Source organism: Streptoverticillium reticulum, from assembly GCF_047456005.1.
Taxonomy (GTDB): domain Bacteria; phylum Actinomycetota; class Actinomycetes; order Streptomycetales; family Streptomycetaceae; genus Streptomyces; species Streptomyces reticulum.
In genome coordinates this window covers 2,028,875-2,050,424 of the sequence record NZ_CP179755.1, presented here as the reverse complement: position 1 = coordinate 2,050,424, position 21,550 = coordinate 2,028,875, and the positions used below count along the sequence as shown (strand labels likewise).

At 69.3% G+C, this 21,550-nt stretch carries 16 protein-coding genes and 1 pseudogene; 14 read left to right on the top strand and 3 right to left on the bottom strand.

Annotated features, from left to right (window positions below):
• Positions 1 to 101: 101 nt before the first annotated feature.
• The 9 genes and pseudogenes from ACMATS_RS09205 to ACMATS_RS09165 all read left to right on the top strand — a co-directional run bounded on the left by ACMATS_RS09205 (position 102) and on the right by ACMATS_RS09165 (position 6,900).
• Entirely contained in the window at positions 102 to 1,223 is a 1,122-nt protein-coding gene (locus tag ACMATS_RS09205) for an ROK family glucokinase (protein WP_336414859.1), read from the top strand.
• A 5-nt stretch (positions 1,224 to 1,228) separates the two neighbouring features.
• The gene (locus ACMATS_RS09200; RefSeq protein ID WP_414167613.1) at positions 1,229 to 1,807 is read left to right on the top strand and encodes a hypothetical protein; all 579 of its coding nucleotides are present in this window, start codon (positions 1,229 to 1,231) and stop codon (positions 1,805 to 1,807) included.
• Between the two features lie 37 nt (positions 1,808 to 1,844).
• Complete coding sequence (locus tag ACMATS_RS09195) at positions 1,845 to 1,946, top strand: 3-oxoadipate enol-lactone hydrolase (protein WP_414167612.1); 102 nt, start codon at positions 1,845 to 1,847, stop codon at positions 1,944 to 1,946.
• 115 nt (positions 1,947 to 2,061) lie between these two features.
• Positions 2,062 to 2,211 (top strand): annotated as a pseudogene (locus ACMATS_RS09190) (4-hydroxy-2-oxovalerate aldolase); the annotation flags it as partial.
• Positions 2,212 to 2,552: 341 nt separating this feature from the next.
• Positions 2,553 to 2,771: a ferredoxin gene (locus ACMATS_RS09185; protein ID WP_414167611.1), complete on the top strand. Its 219-nt coding sequence runs from the start codon at positions 2,553 to 2,555 to the stop codon at positions 2,769 to 2,771.
• Entirely contained in the window at positions 2,768 to 4,171 is a 1,404-nt protein-coding gene (locus ACMATS_RS09180; RefSeq protein ID WP_414167610.1) for an NAD(P)/FAD-dependent oxidoreductase, read from the top strand. Before ACMATS_RS09185 ends, ACMATS_RS09180 begins: the two co-directional genes overlap by 4 nt.
• Positions 4,172 to 4,231: 60 nt before the next feature.
• The gene (locus ACMATS_RS09175) at positions 4,232 to 5,500 is read left to right on the top strand and encodes a cytochrome P450 (protein WP_414167609.1); all 1,269 of its coding nucleotides are present in this window, start codon (positions 4,232 to 4,234) and stop codon (positions 5,498 to 5,500) included.
• 23 nt (positions 5,501 to 5,523) lie between these two features.
• On the top strand, positions 5,524 to 5,859 hold the full coding sequence (locus tag ACMATS_RS09170; RefSeq protein ID WP_414167608.1) for an alcohol dehydrogenase catalytic domain-containing protein: 336 nt from the start codon (positions 5,524 to 5,526) through the stop codon (positions 5,857 to 5,859).
• A gap of 390 nt (positions 5,860 to 6,249) precedes the next feature.
• Positions 6,250 to 6,900 carry a hypothetical protein gene (locus ACMATS_RS09165; protein WP_414167607.1) on the top strand — a complete coding sequence of 217 codons (651 nt, stop codon included), beginning with the start codon at positions 6,250 to 6,252 and terminating at the stop codon, positions 6,898 to 6,900.
• 168 nt (positions 6,901 to 7,068) lie between these two features.
• On the opposite strand, the gene ACMATS_RS09160 is transcribed toward ACMATS_RS09165, so the two are convergent.
• Positions 7,069 to 8,427: an endonuclease domain-containing protein gene (locus ACMATS_RS09160; protein WP_414167606.1), complete on the bottom strand. Its 1,359-nt coding sequence runs from the start codon at positions 8,425 to 8,427 to the stop codon at positions 7,069 to 7,071.
• A 911-nt stretch (positions 8,428 to 9,338) separates the two neighbouring features.
• Here ACMATS_RS09160 and ACMATS_RS09155 point away from each other — a divergent pair.
• On the top strand, positions 9,339 to 9,956 hold the full coding sequence (locus tag ACMATS_RS09155) for a hypothetical protein (protein ID WP_414167605.1): 618 nt from the start codon (positions 9,339 to 9,341) through the stop codon (positions 9,954 to 9,956).
• A gap of 14 nt (positions 9,957 to 9,970) precedes the next feature.
• Here the strand turns inward: ACMATS_RS09155 and ACMATS_RS09150 are convergent, their stop codons facing one another.
• Both ACMATS_RS09150 and ACMATS_RS09145 read right to left on the bottom strand, forming a co-directional pair.
• The gene (locus ACMATS_RS09150) at positions 9,971 to 11,134 is read right to left on the bottom strand and encodes a hypothetical protein (protein ID WP_414167604.1); all 1,164 of its coding nucleotides are present in this window, start codon (positions 11,132 to 11,134) and stop codon (positions 9,971 to 9,973) included.
• 3 nt (positions 11,135 to 11,137) lie between these two features.
• On the bottom strand, positions 11,138 to 12,250 hold the full coding sequence (locus ACMATS_RS09145) for an XRE family transcriptional regulator (protein WP_414167603.1): 1,113 nt from the start codon (positions 12,248 to 12,250) through the stop codon (positions 11,138 to 11,140).
• 1,403 nt (positions 12,251 to 13,653) lie between these two features.
• On the opposite strand from ACMATS_RS09145, the gene ACMATS_RS09140 reads away from it, so the two are divergent.
• The 4 genes from ACMATS_RS09140 to ACMATS_RS09125 all read left to right on the top strand — a co-directional run bounded on the left by ACMATS_RS09140 (position 13,654) and on the right by ACMATS_RS09125 (position 21,535).
• The gene (locus ACMATS_RS09140) at positions 13,654 to 16,728 is read left to right on the top strand and encodes an NB-ARC domain-containing protein (RefSeq protein ID WP_414167602.1); all 3,075 of its coding nucleotides are present in this window, start codon (positions 13,654 to 13,656) and stop codon (positions 16,726 to 16,728) included.
• Positions 16,729 to 17,165: 437 nt separating this feature from the next.
• Positions 17,166 to 20,048, top strand: a complete 2,883-nt coding sequence (locus ACMATS_RS09135; protein ID WP_414167601.1) for an alpha/beta fold hydrolase — start codon at positions 17,166 to 17,168, stop codon at positions 20,046 to 20,048.
• A gap of 13 nt (positions 20,049 to 20,061) precedes the next feature.
• A complete protein-coding gene (locus ACMATS_RS09130; protein ID WP_414167600.1) occupies positions 20,062 to 20,709 on the top strand; it encodes an MBL fold metallo-hydrolase in 648 nt (215 codons plus the stop codon).
• Positions 20,710 to 20,755: 46 nt separating this feature from the next.
• A complete protein-coding gene (locus tag ACMATS_RS09125) occupies positions 20,756 to 21,535 on the top strand; it encodes an exodeoxyribonuclease III (RefSeq protein ID WP_390778127.1) in 780 nt (259 codons plus the stop codon).
• Positions 21,536 to 21,550 lie beyond the last annotated feature (15 nt).

Below are 21,550 nucleotides of genomic sequence, written 5' to 3'. Positions count from 1 at the left end.
ACCCACGAGGCCGCGGGCCTCCCGAGACCACCGCAGGGACGACGACTCGTGCGAGCACGCCCCCGAACACCCGCCGGACCGCGCAGCGCGGAGGTGGCGCGATGAGCATGTACCGCGACAGGGTGCACCGGGGTACCGCCAGAGCGACCGTCCTGCGCACCGTGGGCACCCGCGAGCGCCGCTCCCACCTCACCGCCCCCCGCGTCCCCACCGTCGGCATCGACATCGGCGGCACCAAGGTCATGGCCGGCGTGGTGGACGCCGACGGCACGATCCTCGAGAAGATCCGCACCGAGACGCCGGACAAGTCCAAGAGCCCCAAGGTCGTCGAGGACACCATCACCGAACTCGTCCTCGACCTCTCCGACCGGCACGACGTGCACGCCGTCGGCATCGGCGCGGCCGGCTGGGTCGACGCCGACCGCAACCGCGTCCTCTTCGCCCCGCACCTGTCCTGGCGCAACGAGCCGCTGCGCGACCGCCTCGCCGGCCGGCTCGCCGTGCCCGTCATGGTCGACAACGACGCCAACACCGCCGCCTGGGCGGAGTGGCGCTTCGGTGCCGGCCGCGGCGAGGACCACCTCGTCATGATCACGCTCGGTACCGGCATCGGCGGCGCCATCCTCGAGGACGGCCAGGTCAAGCGCGGCAAGTTCGGCGTCGCCGGCGAGTTCGGCCATATGCAGGTCGTCCCCGGCGGACACCGCTGCCCCTGCGGCAACCGCGGCTGCTGGGAGCAGTACAGCTCCGGCAACGCGCTGGTCCGCGAGGCCCGCGAGCTGGCCGCGGCGGAGTCCCCGGTGGCACAGGGCATCATCGACCGCGTCGGCGGCAACGTCCAGGAGATCACCGGCCCGCTGATCACCGAGCTGGCCCGCTCCGGCGACGCCATGTGCGTCGAGCTCCTCCAGGACATCGGCCAGTGGCTGGGCGTCGGCATCGCCAACCTCGCCGCCGCCCTCGACCCCTCCTGCTTCGTCATCGGCGGCGGCGTCAGCGCCGCCGACGACCTCCTCATCGGCCCGGCGCGGGACGCCTTCCGGCGCCACCTCACCGGCCGCGGCTACCGGCCGGAGGCCCGGATCGTCAAGGCCCAGCTCGGCCCCGAGGCCGGCATGGTCGGCGCCGCCGACCTGGCCCGCCTGGTGGCGCGGCGCTTCCGGCGCGCCAACCGGCGCCGGGTCGAACGATACGAGCGTTATGCGAAGGCAGGTCGCGGGTGATCACCATGGAACACACCGGAAACCAGGCGCCCACCGCGCCGGAACAGCCCATAGGCGGCGGCGACGGCGGACGCCCGCCGCGCCGCTGGCTCAAGGCCGTCATCGTCTTCCTGCTCATCGCCGTCCCCGCCGGGTACCTCTACATCTCCGCACTGCAGAGCCGCGGCCCGGCAGGGGAGAAGGAGGAGCAGGCCACCGACGGCCAGCTGGAGGAGGGCTGGCCGTCGCGCCTCCAGCGCCGCATCTACGGGATGTCGGTGCCGTACTACGCGACCGGGGTCGCGCACTACGAGGACAACTCCTGGAAGTCCAGCTCGCTGTACCTCCAGTTCACGACCACGCCCGCCAAGTTCGACAAGTGGCTCAAGAGCGTCGGCACGAATGCGTCCGCCCTCAAGGACGGCGAGATCACCATCGACCAGGACGAGGCGGCCGTCGTCGGCTGGAAGTTCGGCAGCGGCCACCACTGGAAGGGCACGGTCCACCAGCAGGGCGACCGCCCCAAGCCGGAGCTGGAGATCACCGCCAACCTGGACGACCCGAAGCACCCGAAGGTCTACGTCGTCTCGACGACCACCCCCTGACGGCGGGGAACCCCGCACTGCGGACAGCGTGGCGCGGGTGAGCGAGAAGCAGACCCTTCAGCACCGGCTGGACGGCCCCGAGGGCGGGCCCGTCCTCGCCCTCGGCCCCGAGCCGGGCACCACCTGGCACAGGTTGTAGACACCGTCTTCGGGCGTCCACGTCAGTCCAGGGCGGGTGCGTAGTAACAGGTCAGGGCATCGCGGTCCGGGGGAGCCGGCGTAGTCGGTGACAGACGTGTGATGGCCGCGGAAGCTGCGACCTGTTCCGTCTGATGGACGCTGCCGACTGGCATCGTCCGCCCCTGCAGGCCCGCGAGGTGCGGTTGGACCGCGAGACGCTCGCCCTCGGGCACGCGGGCGTGTACTCCGGTTTCCTCCGGCACGCCGTTGCCGTGGCGCGACGGTCTCCTCGGGGGTGACCGACGTGCCGGGCCCCGAACGGCGGTTTGCGATCGCCGGAAGGCGGTGCGAGCATTTTTCCAGGGGCGCAACGGCCGGGCCGAGCTTTGAATGCCGGCGCCATGGGAGGAGGGACGCGCCCTTCGCGCTGCGACACTCCGACAGACGTCACCCGTGAAGCGGCAGCGCAGCGAATAAGACCGGACCTGCTCAGCCGGGGTTCCGGGCTGACGGGTAGAACACCCGCGGTCGGCTCACCTGGCAGACGGCCTGAACCCCGCCACAGCCGCATGACCGTGTCGGTGGTCCGCCGTGGGGCGGTCGGCAGAGCGGAAGGAGTCTGCCCATGCGGATCGTCGTGGACTTGAATCGCTGCCAGGGATACGCACAGTGCGTGTATCTGGCGCACGAGGTCTTCAGGTTGAACGGTCAGGAGGCGCTCACCTATGAGCCGAACCCTGATGACCAGCGGCGCCTGCAGGTCGAGCGAGCCGCTGCGGCGTGCCCGGTGCAGGCGATCGTGATCGACCGCCTGGACGGCGAGGAGCGGGGCCAGACGCCATGACCTTGCGGGCAACGGTCGCGGAGCTGGTGCGCGAGTTCCGGGCCAGCGGCCGGATCGTCATCGTGGGTGCTTCTCTGGCCGGGCTGCGGGCCGCGGAGACTCTGCGCGAGGAGGGCTTCACCGGTTCTCTGACCATCATCGGGGACGAGCCGTACGAGCCGTACGACCGTCCGCCGCTGTCCAAGCAGGTGCTCAAGGGCTGGGTGCCGGCCGACCACACCAAGCTGCCCCGCATGCGGGAAGTGGATGCCGACTGGCGACTCGGGGTGGCTGCCATCGGGCTGGATCGGGCCGCCAAGCAGGTGCGCCTGGCCGACGGTGCGCAGGTCCCGTACGACCGGTTGCTGATCGCCACGGGCACCCGCGCGCGGCAGTGGCCCAACCCGGCCGAGGCCGCCCTGCACGGGGTCCACACGATCCGCTCGCGCGATGATGCCGCGCAGCTGCAGAAGGAGCTGGCCGAGCCGCCGTCGCGGGTGTTGGTCATCGGCGCCGGGTTCATCGGCTCGGAAGTGGCCTCTGTCTGCCGGGAACTGGACATCCCGGTGACCGTCGTCGAGCGGGGTTCGGCGCCGCTGGTCGGCGCGCTCGGCGGGGTGATCGGGGAGATCGCCGCGCAGCTGCAGCGCGATCACGGCGTGGACCTGCGCTGCGGGCTGGGCGTGTCGTCGCTGGAGGGCGACTCCGGCGGGCACGTGCGGCGTGCTCAGCTTTCGGACGGTTCGACCGTCGACGCCGATGTGGTGGTGACTTCGCTGGGGTCGATACGCAACGTGGAATGGTTGGAGGGCTCCGGATTGGCGGCCGGTTTCTGGGGCGTCGGATGCGACGCCGGCGGACGGGCCTTCGACATCAACGGCGTGGTCACCGACAGCATCTTCGTGGCAGGGGATGTGGCACGTGCGCCGCATGTGCTCTACGAGTATCAGTTCCTGGCGATGGAGCACTGGGACAACGCGGTGCTCGGCGCGGAGGCCGCGGCCCACAACATGGTGAACCTCGAACCCGACTACCGCCCGCATCTGCTGCTGCCCGGCTTCTGGTCCGGTCAGTTCGGCGTGAACATCAAGTCCGTCGGCGTGCCGCCTTTCGGCGACGAGATCGTCTTCACCCAGGGATCCGTCGAGGAACGCCACTTCGCCGCCGCCTACGGTCACCGGGGCCGCATCGTCGCGGCCGTCACCTTCGATCACGGCAAGTGGCTGGAATACTACGGGAAGTTGATCGAGCGGTCCGGTCCGTTCCCGCCTCCGCCGCCGGGCTGGGACCAGCCGCCCGACATGAAGCCGATGCCGGCCGAGTTCCCGGACCCGAGGGTCCCGACGGCGATCCCCGACGTCGTCCTGACCGGACACGCCCCGAGCGAGCGTACGGCCGAGTTCCGGCCGCGACATCGCTGACCCGACCGCCGACCGGGCGGACGAGCGGACAGCACCGACAGGAAGAAGGAGGGGAGCCTCGTGGTCGAGGAAACCCCCTGGCAGCAGGCCCTGCGCTACGCCAACCGCGCCAACCCGTACCCGTTCTACGAGGAACTGCGCAAGACACCGGTGGCGCGGCAACCGGACGGCACCTATGTCGTCAGCACCTACCGGGAGATCGTCACGCTGCTCCACGACCCCCGGGTCAGTTCGGACCCGAGGAAGTGTCCGGTCCCGGTCGCGGCCCGTACGGAGGACTCGGGGGAACCGGCGGCTGAGCCGATCAGAGAGGCGCTGACCGAGCCGAACATCATCACCTGCGATCCACCCGAGCACGACCGGGACCGCCGGACGATGATGCCGCACTTCGTCGGCCCGCCCCAGGCGCCTCACCTGATCTCCGACTTGGAACCCGACATCCGCCGCCTCGTGGACGGCCTCCTGGACGGCATGAGGGGCAAGACCCGGATCGACGCCGTCGACGACTTCGCCTACCCCCTGCCGGTGACGGTGATCTGCAAGGTCCTGGGCGTGCCACTGGAGGACGAGCCACGCTTCCACCACTGGATCGAAACGGCCCTGGACGCCCTGGACTTCGGCCCCGAAGCCGCCTCCGAAGAGATCCGGAGCCGACTGGCCGGGGCCCGGCAGGCCGTGCAGGACTTCGGACAGTTCGCAGCCGAGCTGCTCGACCGGTACGCCGACCAGCCCGGTCCGGGCATGCTCTCCGCCTTGGTCAACGAGGACGGCCCGGAAGGACGGATGTCCAAGGGCGTCCTCGCGAGCAACGCCCTGCTCCTGATCTTCGCGGGACACGAAACCACGGTCAACCTGATCGCCCACAGCGTCCTCACCCTGCTGCGCCACCCCGACGCGCTGGAGCAGCTGCGCCGCAGGCCGGAGTTGATCGTGCCCGCGGTGGAGGAACTGTTGCGCTTCGAGTCGTCGGTGCAGTTCTGGCACACCCGCTCCGCCCTGGAAGACATCGACATCGCCGGCACCACCATCCCCAAGGGAGCACCGATCTTCCTGGCGTACGGCTCGGCGAACCGCGACCCGGAACGGTTCACCGACCCCGATGAACTCGATCTCGAGCGCCGCGACAACCAGCACCTCGGCTTCAGCCAGGGCATCCACTTCTGCTTCGGCGCGCCGCTCGCCCGACTCGAGGTCCAGGTCGCGGTCGGCGAGTTCGTCCGCCGGGTGGAGAGCCCCCGGCTCGTCGAGGACCCGCCGCCGTACCGGCACAACCAGATCTTCCGCGGACCGCGGCACGTCCTGGTCGACATCGACGGTATCCGCGACTGAGCGCGTGCGTGTGACGGATCGCAATGCGGGTTTTTCAACTGGTCGGGTGGCGGCATTCGCCGGAGCTGCGCGAGGTGCCGGTTCCCGAGCCCGGACCGGGGCAGGTGCTGGTGAAGGTCGCGGGTGCCGGTGCGTGCCACTCCGATCTGCACATCATGGAGGCACCCGGGCCACCACCCGGGCTCGTCACCGAACTGCCCTTCACCCTCGGCCACGAGAACGCGGGACGGGTGGAACGGCCGGGAGCGGGCGTCACCGGGTTCACGCCCGGGGACCCTTTGGAACGCGCCGCCGAGGCGTACCAACTCCTGCACGACGGCAAGATCCAAGGACGTGCCGTCATCACCCCCCACGCATGAGTACCGACGCCAACGCGACCGACACGCACATGACGTCGATTTCCACGAGCAGATGCCGACGGTCTTCCCGGTCCGAGGCGAGACGCTGCGAACGGCGTCGGCCGACGAGGATGAGCAGCGTGAGGTTCCGTGAAGTCAGGTCCCCTGCGCCGTGGTACCGGAGGTTCCCCCGCGTCGGCTTGGGCACCTGGACACGGGGACGTGTGAGCCCAGAGAAAGCCGTGTCACCTGTGATCTACCGCGCCGCTTGCTCATTGGCTTTGCGAGGAGCGTGCCCGAGCGTCCCGGTGGCTGGAAACCCTCCCGCCCTCTGTCCGCCGTGACGGGCTCTTTGGCAGCATCGGCTCTTCGGTCCCGCACTGCTGGGCGAGTCGAGGAGCGCCGACGGCCATGCCTGCCTACAACCTTGCCATGCAGGAGCTTTCCCACCCCTACCCGGCCCCGGGGAGCGGGACGGTCTCCGGCCATCAGGTCGAGCTCATGTACCACCACATCGTGCCCAAGAGCCCCAGAGTCGGGCTGATCTGGTTGTGGAACGCGGTCCTGGAGGACAAGGTCCTGACCGCCGCGGACCCGGTGCTCAACGCGATCATCCAGAACGTCGACAAGTACGGGACCACGCTGGTGCCCGCGGACCGTCAGCACGTCAAAGACCTCGCCACCGGCATCAAGAACAAGACCATCACCCACCAGGCCGGTGCCGCCCGGCCTACCGGCTGGGACAGCTTCGCCCAGGTCTACATATGGCTGCCCGGCAACCTCTTCACGGGCCCCAAGAACCGCGCCGACGACCCCGGCGACCAGTTCGACGCCGCCGTCCGCTTCATCATCGGCGTCGGCAGCGCCCAGTACACGACGCTCCAGACGGTGAACGGCAAGATCGACCAGTACGCCAAGGACCGTAAGAAGACCGGTTACGCCGAGGAGGCATACATGAGCCTCGGCACCATTGCCCGCACCTGCTTCCAGCGCACGCCGTTCACCAGCACCCAATGGACCTGGGACTCCGGCACGAACAAGCCGAAGGTCAAGGGCTCCTGACCCAGCCGCGCCGCACGCTCTCGCAGGAGCAATGGTCAAACCCCGTGGGTCAATGGGCCGTTCACGCGGCTTGTGAGCACGGGCGTTTGACGAGCTGCCCTCGTCCTGCGGGCAAACTCCCTGGGTGGGCTGCGGGTTGACATTGACGTCCGGTCTCCCGGTGTCCGGTCAGAACAGCGCCAGCCCTTCACCGCTGGTGTCCGCGATGACTGGCCGGGGCTGGGCGGGGAGGTCGTCCAGGCGGTCGGGACCGGCCGCGGCGGACACGGCAGGGGCGGTCTCGGCCAGCCAGGTGCGGAACTGCCCGGCGGCTTCGCGGTAGGGGACGTGCGCCAGGAAGCGGTGCTCGCCGGAGGGGCAGAAGTCGACGGTGACCGTGAGCAGGCAGGAACGCGGCGCGTTCTGGCTGCCGGTCCAGGACACGCGCAGCACACCGCAGGGTTCGCGCCCTCGGGAGACGCGGTGGGTCGGGCGCAGCGGCCGGCAGGCTATGTGGGCGGTCCATGCGGCGAGGTGGGGCAAGGGCAGGGTGGTGCGGGCGCGGCAGCCGGGGCAGCGGTGCCAGTGGCGCAGCCAGTCCGCGGCGTGGGTGTGGAAGAGGTGCCGGTAGTGGCCGGCCACGCGGATGTCGTTGCTGTACAGATGGTCGGGCCGCTCTTGCGTGTTGCAGGACCGGCAGACGGGGGCACGGGCGTAGCCGTGTTCGTGGCAGTGGTCGAGCACGGTGGCGGGTGCGGTGCGGCACACGGCGCAAGCCCACTGGGCCACCTTGCGGGAGATGCCAGGTTTCCTGCTGAGCGCCGAGTACAGCTGGCCCTCCAACTCCCCGTTGTACGGGCGCAGCGGGGCGGTTGGGCCCTCGGGGCCCGCCGTCTGCCGGCTGTCGGCAGCACGGGTCTGCCGGTGGTGAGAGGCCCGCTCGGTGGCGACCGCGCTTGCCTGACGGGCCGGCGCGGCGTGCAGCCACTGCGATTCGGCGTGCTCGGCCGCGTCCAGCAGCCTGACCACGGCACGCGGCAGCCACCATGTCCGCCCCGCCCCCTCACGGGTCCGCTCCACCATTACCTGCCGCCAGTCGATCCCCGCCAGATGGCATGACCTGCCATCTTCACCTCGTGCTGCCCGCCCCGGGCCGCCCGGTTCCTGCACTTCCCGCATGACGCGCCGGCGCCAGCGCAGCAGCGTCCCCTCGTTGCACTGCTGCTCCGGCGCGCCACGGAACGGACCGATACGGAACGGACCGATACGGACCAGGTCCCGGCAGTCCATCTCCAGCGTGCTCAGCTCCGCCGCCGCCCGGCGCACCTCATGCTCCGCAACACTCCACCGGCCGCCGCTTGTCTTCGCCATCCCCACCACACGGCCGCCGAGCAGGACGTACTCCACCCGGGCATCGGCAGGAGGGCCGGTGAACACCCCAGAAGCCGTTGGCACAGCACTGTCAGCCGTCAAACCGGCCCACAGGGCGTCCGCAGCGCCCAGAGAGATCAGGCCACCCGTGCGACCCAGGACGACATGCTCTGACATAACGACAGGCTATCGACCGGCATGCCAGACCAGTGGCGAACGGTGCGCTACCCGACGTCGGAAGCCGTCGGCTGACCCGGAGCAGGACAGTGCCCTGGCCGGCGTTCGTCCCTCCGTGGGGCTCTTGAAGCCTTCGGCCTCGATGCACTCGCCTGCGCTTCGACCCGCGTACCCAGGACTACTACGAACGCCGCATCAAGGAGGGCAGGACCCACATCAGGCCCCCCCTCATAGGGGCTGTCGTGACAGATGAGAGGGTCTGGCGGGTGAGTGAGACACCGGCGAACACCCTCCAATACCGCTCTGACGGGCCAGAAGACGCCCCAGTCCTGGTCCTGGGGCCCGCGTTGGGTACCACATGGCACAGGTAGGCGAAGTCGTCTTCTGGTGTCCATGTGGTCCAGGTCGGGTGTGTTTGACCGAGTTCGGATCTCACCGTCCAGGTGCGTCAACGCTGTTGGTGACACCGGCGTGACAGATGTTGACCCCCGTCGGCTTGTTTCGGCGGGGGTGCTGTCTGCGAGTTCGATGGTACGGCGGTGGTCGGCAGCGGCTGGGGAGGAGATGATTCCGGTAGGTTGCGGGACCCAATTATTCGAACAACTGTATGCGCCGTGGCGTGGTATGGCTACGATCGCAGTCGCTCGTCCGTGGCCTGTTGTGGGTGGAGATTGTGCAGCGAGGCGGCGGCGGATGACCGATGCGGAGCGATCCCGGGAGGCGGCCTACAGTCGCACGAGTGTCCGTACTAACCTTGCCGTTCGCTTGGACGCATTCCCGTGCCAGGGTCGGTTGAGGTCCGTTGGTTTTGTTGTTGAGGTTGCTTCCGGTGGCGCGGGGCAAGCGGTAAGGATGAGCGCGTACAGCCCTGCTGGGGAGAGCGTTGGTGCAGGACGAGAGCGGGTTGATCGATGGCGATCGCGGCACGAGAGCCCTTGGGTGTGGTTGCGGAAGCACTGTCTCCCGGTGATCTCGTACCCCGCGAAGCGAGCTTGGGAGTCATTGAAGCTTTTGGGGCGAAAGTCGTTGCGGCCTACCGTTTCGATGCGGGAGAGCGGGAGCGACGGGCAGCTGCAGGGATGGCTGCGCTGACGCGACCTGATGCCCTGAACCTCTTGATGGCGCTGCCCCTCGGCGAGCCTGTTCCTGCCGGATCACTGAGCGATAGGGAACGCCGGGCATTGATGTGCCTCCCCAAGGGGGCGGTGATTCGACGCGACGGATTGATTACCCGACAGGCGACCCAGCCGGTCCACGTCGACATGGTGTTCGTGCCCGGACGCAGCTGGGAGTCGGCGATGGAGCAGGCGGAGCGGTTCACACCGTTCACTGCTCGTTCCGTACTGATCGATGGTGTGTTTCGGCGCAAGGGCGAGGCTGCGATGCGCGCTGACTTCTACGGCATCGGATTGCTGCATGTTCAGGGGGCTGCGGTCGAGGTCGTTGTGCCGCCAAGCCCCTTCGTGCGCAGGCGCCATACGGTTGCCGGCTGGAGGTTCCTGGAAGACGTCCACCGTCAGCTGGCCTGAGGTTTCGCGTCCGATTACGGCGTGATGGGCAGCGTCGCCCATGCCTTGAGCGGCGCGGGTGCTTGGAATCCGGACCTGGGGGTAGCCCCCTGCCCGATGCGCTGGTTTTCCAGTGCGTAGCGGTCGACGGCGGCAGCGCACTTGTTGCGCCACCACGCCTTGCGCTCGGTTCCCGCCCGGTAGCTGGCCATGTCGCTGACCCATTCACTCCAGGTGAAAATGTTGTGGCTGTCGGCCTCACGCCGCGTTTCACCGTCGGACAGGAAGAAGCGGTCGAGACCCCGCCCGTTGCACTCCTCGCAGGCGCAGGCTGCCGGATCTGCGTTGGCGTAGAGGGTGGACAGCGACTCGGCGCCTTTAAAGCACATCAGCTGTGGCATCAGCACGTGCGGATACGTTGGTCCGCCACCTCGCTTGCCTGTCTGGGCCTTCTCGTCGGGCGGTATCGCGTGGCGGAGTGAGCTTCGGACGCCGATTCCCGCGCAGAGGGCGCCATGCGCCATCACGTCGAGTGCTGCGAGGTCTGTACGCAATAGCGACATGTGCTCGACCTCGGTGAATAGCCGCCGCAGGTTGGCCGGAATGTCCTTCGCTTGTTCCAGCGGGTCGAACTGGCGAAAGAGGATGACGGCCTTGGGGTGACGAATCTTGGCGCAGACCGCGATCAGCTGACTGATGTTCTCCCGGTTCAGCCAGGTGGCATCGATCGGCAGGGAGACCAGGGTGTCTGCTCGCTCGATCCGGTTGGCTTCCCTCAGTACTGCCTTGAGGGCAAGGGAGTTTGCCGGCGGTATGTAGCCGGTGGGTGTCAGCGCTGCGCTTGCTCCCCGAGCCTTTTGGAAGTTCAAGGAGTCGTGCACGGTGGCGAACAGTTCGTCGGGGGGAGCCATGAATGGCCTTTCCGCCGTTGCCGTGTAGGTGGTGTACGCGGCGCTGTCGATCAGAAGCGTGCCTGTGAAGCCGACATCGGCGCGGAGCTGGAAGGCGCGTGCGTCGGCGTTGGGGCCGGTCATGACCACGCCGCCCAGGTCATCATCCAGGGCCGGGCGCGGCCGGGGAATTGGCTGGGTATGTTCGTGCAGCAGTACGCGGCCCTGTAGGAGCGGCACCGCTGCCACGGTGTGGTCGAGCGTCTTCACGGCGGATGGTCGCCGCCTGGGATCGGGGGCGTTGCTCATGAATCACCTCGCAGAAGGGTCCGGCACGTCCTTGTGTCCGGACGGAGAAGAAGCGCACAAGTAGATCTCGTGGAACTCCTCGCGACCCAGGCCCGCCAGGTGAGCGGCCTCGGTTGCACTGAGGTGGTGCTGTCCCTCAAGCCGGGTGACGGCCTGAGCGATGTAGCGCGGGGTCTCGCGCCGGATGACGATTGGTTCGTTGGTGCGGTAGCCGAGTGCGGACAACTCGACCATGAGCGTGCGGTACTGCCATTCGCTGATGACTCCCAGGTCCACGGCCCGCCGGGTGAGTGCGGCCATCGACACCCCCCACCGTGCTTTGAGATCCATGAGGCGGGCCACGTCGATGCCGGGCTTCAGCTCGCCCAGGATCACCTCGTGTGGCATGAGGAACTCGGCGGCGAATCGGTCGGCTTGGACCTCCTGCGCGCGTCCTTCGCCCGGTTCGAGGTGCATGATCAGATGGCCCAGCTCGTGAGCGAGGCTGAAGCGTGAACGGTCACCGGGGGCAGTGGAGTTGAGGAGCACCAGCGGCGCCCTACCAGGCGGCCACTGGCTCACGGCGTCGAGTTCGGTGGTGCCCAGGTCGCGGACTACGACTAATGCGCCGGCGTCTTCGAGTAGAGCGACCAGGTCGTCGATGGGGCCGGCAGGAACGTTCCACTCTTCGCGTACCATCTCCGCAGCGTCCGCGGGAGTGTCGAAGTCATTGACCTCAATGTGCCTGAACCGGTGGGGATGACGGAGGGCGGCCGCTTGGGTCACCGCTTCGACCTGGAGGCGGGTAAGCGCCAGCGTCGCATGGATCCGGCGCAGCGCGGGGGCTCCCAGAGACGCCCGTTTGTGGTGGTGTATCAGCCCGATGCCGGCCCCGGTGGCATCAGCGGCCTGGCACAGCATTTCGGGAGTGAAGCGAAGCGCGGCAGCGAACAGGCGCACCCGCTCGGCCCGGACCGGGATGCGTCCGGCTTCGGCCCGGCTTACGTACCCCTGCGTGATGCGGGTGCCGTCCACGCGCGACATCTGGTCAGCGAGCTCGGACTGGGTCCATCCCCGCGAGTCGCGAGCCAGGGTGAGCATGGCGGGATCCGCGACCCACTCCTTCTGATCACTCACAGCCCACCTCCAATCCCGTTACGTCTCAACTCCGCTGAGGATACACAGTTTTATGCCCAAAAATATTCCGCTCATGATTCGCGGGATGTCATGCCTTCAGGGATACCACACGCCGCTGACAGTCCAACTGCACTGCTGCTTCCCGGCGTTAGGTCCAACCCTTGGGCGCTCACCCAACGAGGACGTAGGCGGAGGTCAGTTGACCCGCGTTGGTGGGGCAGTAAGGCGCAGGATAGGCGGCCCTCCGGTCCGCCCACGGACGCTGGCTCGGACCTCGTCTGAGGGTCGGTCGATGTTCACGCGGGGCGCGTTGAAGCGCGCTGGAGCCGCCCCTGCGGCGCGTGGAGCTTGAGGGAATAGGGGCGGGCTGTCGTCGGGAAGCATGACGACCACCACTGCTGCTGCACTGCGGATTGGCTCCTGACATCTCGGACCGACGTGTCCTAACCATCCTGTGTCGACGCGGGGCGATGCAGTGCGCTTGGACGCCGGACCGGGCGAACGTGTCTGGAGCACTGGAATGCGGGGTGTCCTTCTGCGCCGGGTGAGAGCGCGCCTATGAAGTTGAGCAGACCGTCCTTGCCCACCACGCCCTGCTCGGTCCGGCAGCAGCCGCGCCCAGTTCCATCGGTCAGTGGGACGACAGCCTTGGCCATTCCTTCCGGCGGTCACTTCGGAGAGTTCCCACCCGCTGCGATCGCGCCAGCTGGGCGCTCCCCAACGATGCCAACGTGGGCCAGCCCACACCGCTAGCGATCTGTCCATCGACGTCCAACCCATTGCGTTCACTGCCGCCTCGCCGCCAGATGCGGCCGGATACAAACAGCAGCGAACCCCTCAAGGGTCTACACAATCCCCGGTTCGTAACCGGGGATCACCTGCTATAAAGCGTCTCCCTCAATGCCCCTCACTCCGTGCCGCGACTTCGGCCAGGAGGCGGATCGGTATGGCAGAAGTACGGGGACACACGAACCGCGGAGAGGTCTGACACTCCAAAGGTGACGGCTCTGGCGGCATAGGTGAGCAGGAGGCTGGAGATGCTCAACAGCCAGCACAGCTCACTCGGACTCGGCGCCCCTGAGGCGGAGTTGAGCTCCACACCCTCCGTTCGGAGACAGTGCTTCTTGGTCGCAGAAGTGACGTCCACGGCGCGCTCCCCGAAGCACGCTCACGATGACGATCGCGTAGCGGCCGCGAAGGGCGGGGCAGACGGCGATCGCTCAAAGGAGAGGCCCGCCACCGGCGTTACTGCCGCGGCTCACTTCCGACGTGGAATGACTGGCGGCTGCGGATGGCGGGCGGGCTGCCACACCTGCGCCCCACGAGCATTCGCACTTGGATGTCAGAGGCCGCCGGTAAGTTGACGTCGTCTGTTGAATGGCCTGATGAAGGGGTGGTCGTAGGTGGCGGAGCGCGGTGGGCAGGCGGCAGCCGATGGTTTCCAGTACCAGTACCTTGTCACGTTGGAAGCGCTCCTTGACGCTGTAGAAGACCGCTTCCCTGGAGTCGCCTCCGCACTGATCGAGCCGGCGCTCACCCCAGATGGGGATGCAACCGACCCTGACGCCATCGACTTCGAACTCGTGAGCCATGACCGTCTCTCCGTGCGCGCAGTCCAGGTGAAGTCGGGCGGAACGGGCACCGAGATGTCCGGCCCGGAGGCCTTCGGCATCCTGCTGCGCATGGTCCGTGCACGTCCACGGGCGCAGACGTATCAACTGATCACGAACATGCGGCTGCATCCCAAGACCGTGCAGCTGAACCTGGCATTGGCATTGGATGATCCACAGAAGGTCCGCGCTCAGCTGCGGCAGTTGATGGAGCGCAGCCGACGCTGGCACCACGAGCCCGCAGCGTTGAGCGACGACGAGGTGGACCGTCTGCGCCACGCTCGCGTCGTGGTGGATGGCAGGGAGCGGTTTGAGCTGCGTGAGCAACTGCGGGAGCGGATGCGACGGATCCGTAATGAGCACCGCAGCGGACTCGGCTACGAATCCGCCGGCCGTCTCACGAACTACCTGGCGTTCGAGATCTTCCGTCGTGCTTCAGGCGAGTTCAGCGGAGTGTTTTCGCTCGGGGAGTTCCGCGAGGAGTTGCTGACGTCGAGCCGGTATCTCGCCTACGAACTCGGCGCGTTCGACTGGGGAATCATGGTGGGCGCGGTACCTGCCCCTCCTGACATTCCCCGCCCCGACCTCGTCAGCCGGATCCGCACGAGCTTGGCCGACAGCAGCGGAGAGCGCATCGTGGCCAGATGCGCGCTGCTCGGCCCGTCCGGGATCGGCAAGACCAGTATCGCCGCCGCGTACGCCCACGACGTCGCGGATTCCTACGACCACATCTTCTGGGTCAACGGCGAGAACGGTGCGTCCATCCGCGCCTCCTTCCAAGGCATTCATGACGTACTGCCCCACACGGACATGGGCGCTGCTGCGGACAGCAGCCGACTTCGCACCCGGGTGCGTGCCTTGTTGAGTGCCTCGCCACGGCCCTGGCTCATGATCATCGATAATGTCGTAGATCATGAGATCCTGCAGCCGTGGGTGCCCACCAGCGGACGTGGGCACGTCATCATCACCTCGACGAACCAGGCCAAGTGGGCAACGCACCGGGCCAAGGTAGTGGTGCAGAGCATGACGCCGGATCAAGCCACCGCCCTGATCCGGATGCGCATGTGCCAAGACGACGAATGGGATAGCCACAGCGAACAGACTGCGTCAGGTCTGGCCGAGCGGCTGGAGTACTGGCCACTGGCCATCGAGCTGGCCTGCGGCCATTTGGCAGGCGGCGAGTTCGGGCTCAACGAGGCAGCTCGATATCTCGAGCAAATCCGCGACTGGGCGCTGGACGACACGTCCTCCATCCCGGATGGATACCCCCACACGCTGGTCGGAGCAATCCGGCTGGCCCTGCGGCGCCTGCTGGACAAGGGAGACGAGCAGCCGGCATGTGCCGGTGCGGCCAACGCGCTCTTTCCTGCCGCCTACTTTGCGTCCAGGCAGATACCGATCTGGCTGCTCTACTTCTCCACCCTGATGTCCCCCGAGGACGCCACCCGGGTCGGGCTCCGCCATCCAGCAGTCCTTGATGCAACCGCCAGGGTCCCGTTCACCGTTGTCGACATGCATCGCGCACTTCGCACTGAGTCGCTGGCCCAGCGCGATGAGTCGCTGTGCGCCTTGCCGCCGCAGGAGTGGTCTGCCGTACACCGCGAGGGCGTCGACGACACCATCAGCGTGAATGAGATCGTGCAACACGTCATCCGCACGCTGGCGGAACGCGGCAGCGGCGTGTCCGGAATCCTGAGCCAAGCCGCCTACCACGCTCAGAGCTGGCTGACGTCGTTCAACGAGGCGGATGACGAGACACATCTGCTCGCTGTGCTGCCTCACGTGCAAAGCCTCGCCGACCACGCGCGCCGACTCGGCATCGCCACCGACGTACTGGCCGTCATGTGGGGCAACCTGGCCGGGATTTATGTAGCCCTCGGGGAACTTGCCGAAGCCCAGGCAGCGTTGGAGAACGAGCTCGCACACCTGCTCGCACGTCCGGAGCCTGCGCCCCTACTGGAACTCAAGACCCGCACCCAGCTCGCCGACGTCCTCTCCAACACAGGCGGGCCTGCGACCGTTTGGCTGCAACACCTGCACCACGCGCGCGACCTCGCCCGTCAGCTGGCCGAGTCACGGCCCCAGGACGTCTCAGTCGTCGTCGCGAACTGCCTCACCGTTCTCCTCAACCAAATCCGCCGCGGGTCAGCCTCAGCAGAACTACAGGGCCTTGTCAACGACTTCGAGGCGCTGCACCAACAGTTGCCGCACACGCCACGCTCACACGCTCAACGCGAGATCGGCCGGATCAACGCTGCGTTGAGTTCGGAGAACCTCACCAACGAGGAAGTAGAGCAGCGATGCCGGACACTCCTGGACAGCGGCGATCTTTCCCGCCCCCAGAGCCTCCAAGTGACCGCGTTCCTCACCGAGGCACTTGCGTTCCAGCATCGCTGGAACGCTGCCTTGGAACAGCTGCAGATCATCCACGAGTACATGATCGAATGGCCGCTGCACCCACAGCTCACGGCCAGAACCCTACACAATGTCGGCCTGCGTGTTGGACTGGCCGTGGCATCCGGCGAGCCGGAGTGCCGTGCAGCCTGCATCGCGCTGGTCGGCGGTGCCGAGCCCTCGCCCGTACCTGAGTGCCGACCACTCCTGTCCCTCCTCGTCACCATGGCATCACGCATGCCCGCCGAATACCTCAGCCTGGAAGCCGGGATGACGTGCATGCCATACAAACTGCAGACACTCTGCCTCCTTGAAGCAGTCTGCGATCAAGACCACGACAGGATCCGCGCCATTTACAGATCCATGGCCGATCTGGACACGGATGCCCTTACTCAAGATCACGAAATCGGTTGGCGGACCCTGTCCAACATCGTCACGGCCTCGAGCGTGAGCATGATGCTCGGAGGATCCTGACCTGGGCAGTTTCCGCGGCCGCCGGACGAGCGCGGGTTCCTTCGCCGTCCCCGTGCTCTTGTAGGGAGGATCCCTGAGAGTTCAGGGTGAAGGTTGACCGACCTGCGGTCGCGCAGGTCCGCGTAAATCGCGATGGCACCCTGTCGGCGGTCGGTCCAACAGTCTGCCGCGCGAGGCGCATCGTGTTCAGTTCGTCAGACGCGGCACGGAGGGAGCCTCCGAGCAACCCCGCGTCGTCGTAGTCCGGGTGGGAACAGGCGGATCGCGTCGGCATTCACAGGCGCGTGACGCGCGTCGCCAAGCGGTGCCAGTGCGGCCCGAATCCGGTGGTCGAGATCGACGTCGCCAGCGACGTGACTGAAATGCTGCACTGGTCAGACAGCTACAGCCAGGACCCCGTCATAGGGGCAGTCGTGAGAGATGAGAGGGTCTGACGGGTGAGCGAGAGACCACCGAACACCCTCCAATACCGCTCTGACGGGCCAGAAGACGCCCCAGTCCTGGTCCTGGGGCCCGCGTTGGGTACCACATGGCACATGTGGGACCGGCAGATCCCGGAGCTGAGCCGGAACCGGCGCGTCCTGCGCTTCGACCTGCCCGGTCACGGCGGCTCGCCCGCCGAGCCCGCGAGCACGGTCGGCGAGCTCACCGACCGGCTCGTCGCCACCCTCGACGCCCTGGGCATCGAGCGCGTCGACTACGCCGGCTGCTCCTTCGCCTCCGCCCTCGGCACCGACCTCGCCCTCCGCCACCCGCACCGCCTCTCCGGGCTCGCCCTGCTGGGCTCCGCGGCCCGCTTCAGCGCGGTCGAAGCGGAGGGGGTGCGCCGGAACGGTCTCGAACCGGTCGCCCGCGCCGTACCGGAGCGGTGGTTCGCACCCGCGTTCGCGAGCGCACAGCCGGCCATCGTGGACTGGGCCGTCCAGATGGTCCGCAGCACCGACCTCAACTGCTTCGCGGCGGCGTGCGAGGCGCTGGCCGCGTTCGACGCGCAGACGGACCTGGCCCGCATCGCCGCCCCCACGCTGGTGGTCGTCGGCGCGGACGACCAGGTCACCCCGCCCTCCCAGGCCCGCGCCCTGGTCGCGGGCATCCCCGACGCCCGCCTCGCGGTCGTACCGGGCGCCTGCCACCTGACGCCGGTGGAACAGCCTGCGGCGGTGACGGACCTGCTGCTGCGCCACTTCACGACACCGGCGTCCGTGCGCCCTGGTGGGCGCACGGACGATTGGCCGGTGCCGTCGGGGAGCACTCCGGCGGGCCCGGCTTCCGGGCCTGCTCGTCTTGGCGATGCGGCGGCGGGTGCGGGTGCCAGGCGGGATGACTGGCCTGTTCCGTCGGGGAGCACCCCGGCTTCCGGGCCCGGCCGCCCTGGTGACGCGGGGGCCGGTCGGGGCGATTGGCCGGTGCCGTCGGGCAGCGGGCAGGCGTCCGGTCCCGGGGGCGCGGTTGGCGACTGGCAGCCGGTGCCGGGTCCGCGCCCGGACGCCGCACCGAGGGGCGCCGCTCCGGCGGGCCCGGCCTCTGGGCCTGCTCGCCTTGGTGATGCGGGTGCAGGTACGGGTGTTGGGCGGGATGACTGGCCTGCGCCGTCGGGGAGCACCCCAGCGGCCCCGGCTTCCGGGCCCGGCCGCCCCGGTGATGCCGTGCCGGGCACGGGTGACTGGCGGGTCGGGCAGGCGTCCGGCCCTGGGTCCCCGTCCGGTGACTGGTCGTCGGCGCCGGCTCCGCGTCCGGATGCTCCGGCGGCTGCCTCGACGGTGACGGTCGGTGGCCGGCCTGTTCCGCCGACTGCCTCGCCGTCCCGTTCGGACGACTGGCCGGTTGCGGCGGGCAGCACCCCGCCGGGGACCGCCGTGCCCGCTCGCGCGGCAGGCGTGACGGATGACTGGCCTGCCCAGGCGCCGGGTGCGGTGGGCGGTGCCCTGAAGAACGGCACGCCCGGCGGAGGGGCTGCGCCCGCCCGGCCGCTGACGATCGGCGACTGGCCCGCTCCGGCCGCCCCGGGGACGGCTGGTGACTGGCCTGCCCCGCCTGCCGGTTCTGCCGCAGCCGGGCCGAATGGCGCGCCTGCCCGGCCGATGACGGTGGACGATTGGCCGGTTCCGGCCGGCAGCACTCCGGCGACGGATTCCGGCGCGCCCTCGGTTCGCCCGGCAGTCCCGACGGCTGCCGGGCCCGCCACGCAGGACGGCAACCCGGCCACCGTGCGTCCGACAGGGGCCGCGACAGGTGCCGTCGGCGTGCCGGTTCGCCCGTCGGGCGCGGTCGACGACTGGCCCGGGGCCGATGGCCCGTCCGCTCGTCCCGCAGTGGCGGTTGACGGTCGTGCCGTCCCGCAGGGCAGCGCTCTGTCTGGTGACTCGGCCGCGACTGGTGCCGCTGCTGTGTCCGTCGGCCCGTCGGGCGCGGTCGGCGACTGGCCGGTCCCGCCGGGCAGCGCCCCGGCTCCGGCAGGGCCCGTCGACGGCCCTTCCGCCTCGCCGTCCGGTGGCCCGGTTACCGCAGGTGCCGCTGCCGCTGCCGCTGCTGTGTCCGTCGGCCCGTCGGGCGCGGCCGACGGCTGGCCCGTCCCGCCGGGCAACGCTCCCTCCGGGACCGATGCCCCGTCCGCCCGTTCGGCGGCGACGATCGACGGCCGCCCCGTCCCGCCCCGCGAAGCCCCGTCCACGCGTCCCGCAGCGACGGTCGGCGGCCTCCCCGTTCCGCCGCCGCCCGGCGGCCCGTCCACGCAGTCCGCAGCGGCCATGGACGGCCTCCCCGTCCCGCCGCCCGGCGGCCCCGCCACCGCAGGAGCCGTCGCCCCGGCCGCCCGCCCGGGCGGCGCCGTCGACGGCCTCCCCGTCCCGCCCGCCGGTGTCCCCTCCGCCCCCGACGCCCTGGCCACGCGTCCGGCCGCGACCGTCGACCGGCGCCCCGCCCCCGCCGCGGGAACCCCTTCCGCGGCGGGCGCCGCGGCCGTGCCCGCCGCCGGGCTCCCCGTGCCGTTCCCGCTGCCCGCAGGGCTGCCGGGCGAGGACGATTTCCACGAGCTCGTCGTGGCCCGCGACGCCGCGATCTGGGCCCGGCCGGGGCTCGATCTGCGGAGCCGGCTGCTCGTCACGCTCGCCGCGCTCACGGCCGGCGGGCATCTCGACGAGCTGGAGTTGCACCTGCGGGCGGCGCTCCGGCACGGCGTGGCGGCCGAGGAGGTCAAGGAGGTGCTGCTGCAGTGCGCGGTCTCGTGCAGTCCTCCGGCCGTTCGCGCGGCCTACGCCGTGGCGCGGCGGGTCGTCGCCGAGGAGGGCGAGCAGGAGGAGGCCGGGGAACCGCAGCCGTAGCAAGATGGGCGGCATGAAGCTGACCAAGCACTCCCACGCCTGCGTCCGGTTGGAGAAGGACGGCCGGACGCTCGTCATCGACCCCGGCGGGTTCAGCGAACAGGACGCGGCCGTCGGGGCGGACGCCGTGCTCGTCACGCACGAGCACCCGGACCACTTCGACGAGGGTCGGCTGCGCGCAGCGCTGGAGGCGAACCCGGCCGCAGAGCTGTGGACCCTGCGCAGCGTCGCGGAGCAGGTGTCGGCGGCCTTCCCGGGCCGGGTGCACACGGTCGGCGAGGGGGACGCCTTCACCGCCGCCGGGTTCGACGTGCGCGTTTACGGGCAGCTGCACGCGGTGATCCACCCGGACATCGACCGGATCACGAACGTCGGCTACTTCGTCGACGACTCCGTCTTCCATCCCGGCGACGCGCTCACCGTCCTCGACCGTCCCGTCGACACGCTGATGCTGCCGGTGATGGCCCCGTGGAACAAGGTCTCGGAGGTCGTCGACTACCTCCGCGAGGTCAAGCCGCGCCGTGCGATCGACATCCACGACGGGCTGCTGAGCGATCTGGCCAGGCCGGTCTACGACCGGATGCTCGGCCCGCAGGGGCCGGGCGGCACCTCGGGGGCCGACCACGAGCGGATGATGGCGGGGGAGAGCCGGGAGCTGTGAGGGGCGACGCGGGGGCGTTGTCGGACCCGGCCGTTAGGGTGGCCCCATGCGCATCGCCACCTGGAACGTGAACTCGATCGGCGCCCGGCTGCCCCGGCTCCTGGCCTGGCTGGAGAGCAGCGGTACGGACGTGCTGTGCCTGCAGGAGGCCAAGTGCACGGCGGAGCAGTTCCCGACGGCGGAGCTGCGCGAGCTGGGCTACGAGGCGGCGGTCAACGCGACGGGCCGGTGGAACGGGGTGGCGGTGCTCTCCCGGGTCGGTCTGGACGAGGTGGTCACGGGCCTGCCGGGCGGTCCGGAGTACGAGGGCGAGCAGGAGCCCCGCGCGATCTCCGCGACGTGCGGGGGCGTGCGCGTCTGGTCGGTGTACGTGCCCAACGGGCGCGATGTCGAGCACGACCACTACGGCTACAAGCTCCGCTGGTTCGAGGCCCTGCGCGATGCGGTGGCGGCGGACGCCGCGGCCGACCGCCCGTTCGCGGTCCTCGGCGACTACAACGTGGCCCCCACCGACGAGGACGTCTACGACCCGGCCGTCTTCGAGGGCCTCACGCACGTCACGCCCGCCGAGCGCGCCGCCCTCGCCGCCCTGCGCGACACGGGCCTGTCCGACGTGGTGCCCCGCCCGCTGAAGTACGACCGTCCGTACACCTACTGGGACTACCGGCAGCTGTGCTTCCCCAAGAACAGGGGCATGCGCATCGACCTGGTCTACGGCAACGCCCCCTTCGCGGGCGCGGTGAAGGACGCCTACGTGGACCGCGAGGAGCGCAAGGGCAAGGGCGCCTCGGACCACGCCCCGGTCGTCGTCGACCTCGACGTGTAGGGCAACGGCTCGGCC

Excerpts from the sequence above, each read along its gene's own strand:
- ACMATS_RS09205 (WP_336414859.1), top strand. The coding sequence starts at position 102 with ATGAGCATGTACCGCGACAGGGTGCACCGGGGTACCGCCAGAGCGACC.
- ACMATS_RS09200 (WP_414167613.1), top strand. The coding sequence starts at position 1,229 with ATGGAACACACCGGAAACCAGGCGCCCACCGCGCCGGAACAGCCCATA.
- ACMATS_RS09185 (WP_414167611.1), top strand. The coding sequence starts at position 2,553 with ATGCGGATCGTCGTGGACTTGAATCGCTGCCAGGGATACGCACAGTGC.
- ACMATS_RS09180 (WP_414167610.1), top strand. The coding sequence starts at position 2,768 with ATGACCTTGCGGGCAACGGTCGCGGAGCTGGTGCGCGAGTTCCGGGCC.
- ACMATS_RS09170 (WP_414167608.1), top strand. The coding sequence starts at position 5,524 with ATGCGGGTTTTTCAACTGGTCGGGTGGCGGCATTCGCCGGAGCTGCGC.
- ACMATS_RS09165 (WP_414167607.1), top strand. The coding sequence starts at position 6,250 with ATGCCTGCCTACAACCTTGCCATGCAGGAGCTTTCCCACCCCTACCCG.
- ACMATS_RS09160 (WP_414167606.1), bottom strand. The coding sequence starts at position 8,427 with ATGTCAGAGCATGTCGTCCTGGGTCGCACGGGTGGCCTGATCTCTCTG.
- ACMATS_RS09155 (WP_414167605.1), top strand. The coding sequence starts at position 9,339 with ATGGCGATCGCGGCACGAGAGCCCTTGGGTGTGGTTGCGGAAGCACTG.
- ACMATS_RS09150 (WP_414167604.1), bottom strand. The coding sequence starts at position 11,134 with ATGAGCAACGCCCCCGATCCCAGGCGGCGACCATCCGCCGTGAAGACG.
- ACMATS_RS09130 (WP_414167600.1), top strand. The coding sequence starts at position 20,062 with ATGAAGCTGACCAAGCACTCCCACGCCTGCGTCCGGTTGGAGAAGGAC.
- ACMATS_RS09125 (WP_390778127.1), top strand. The coding sequence starts at position 20,756 with ATGCGCATCGCCACCTGGAACGTGAACTCGATCGGCGCCCGGCTGCCC.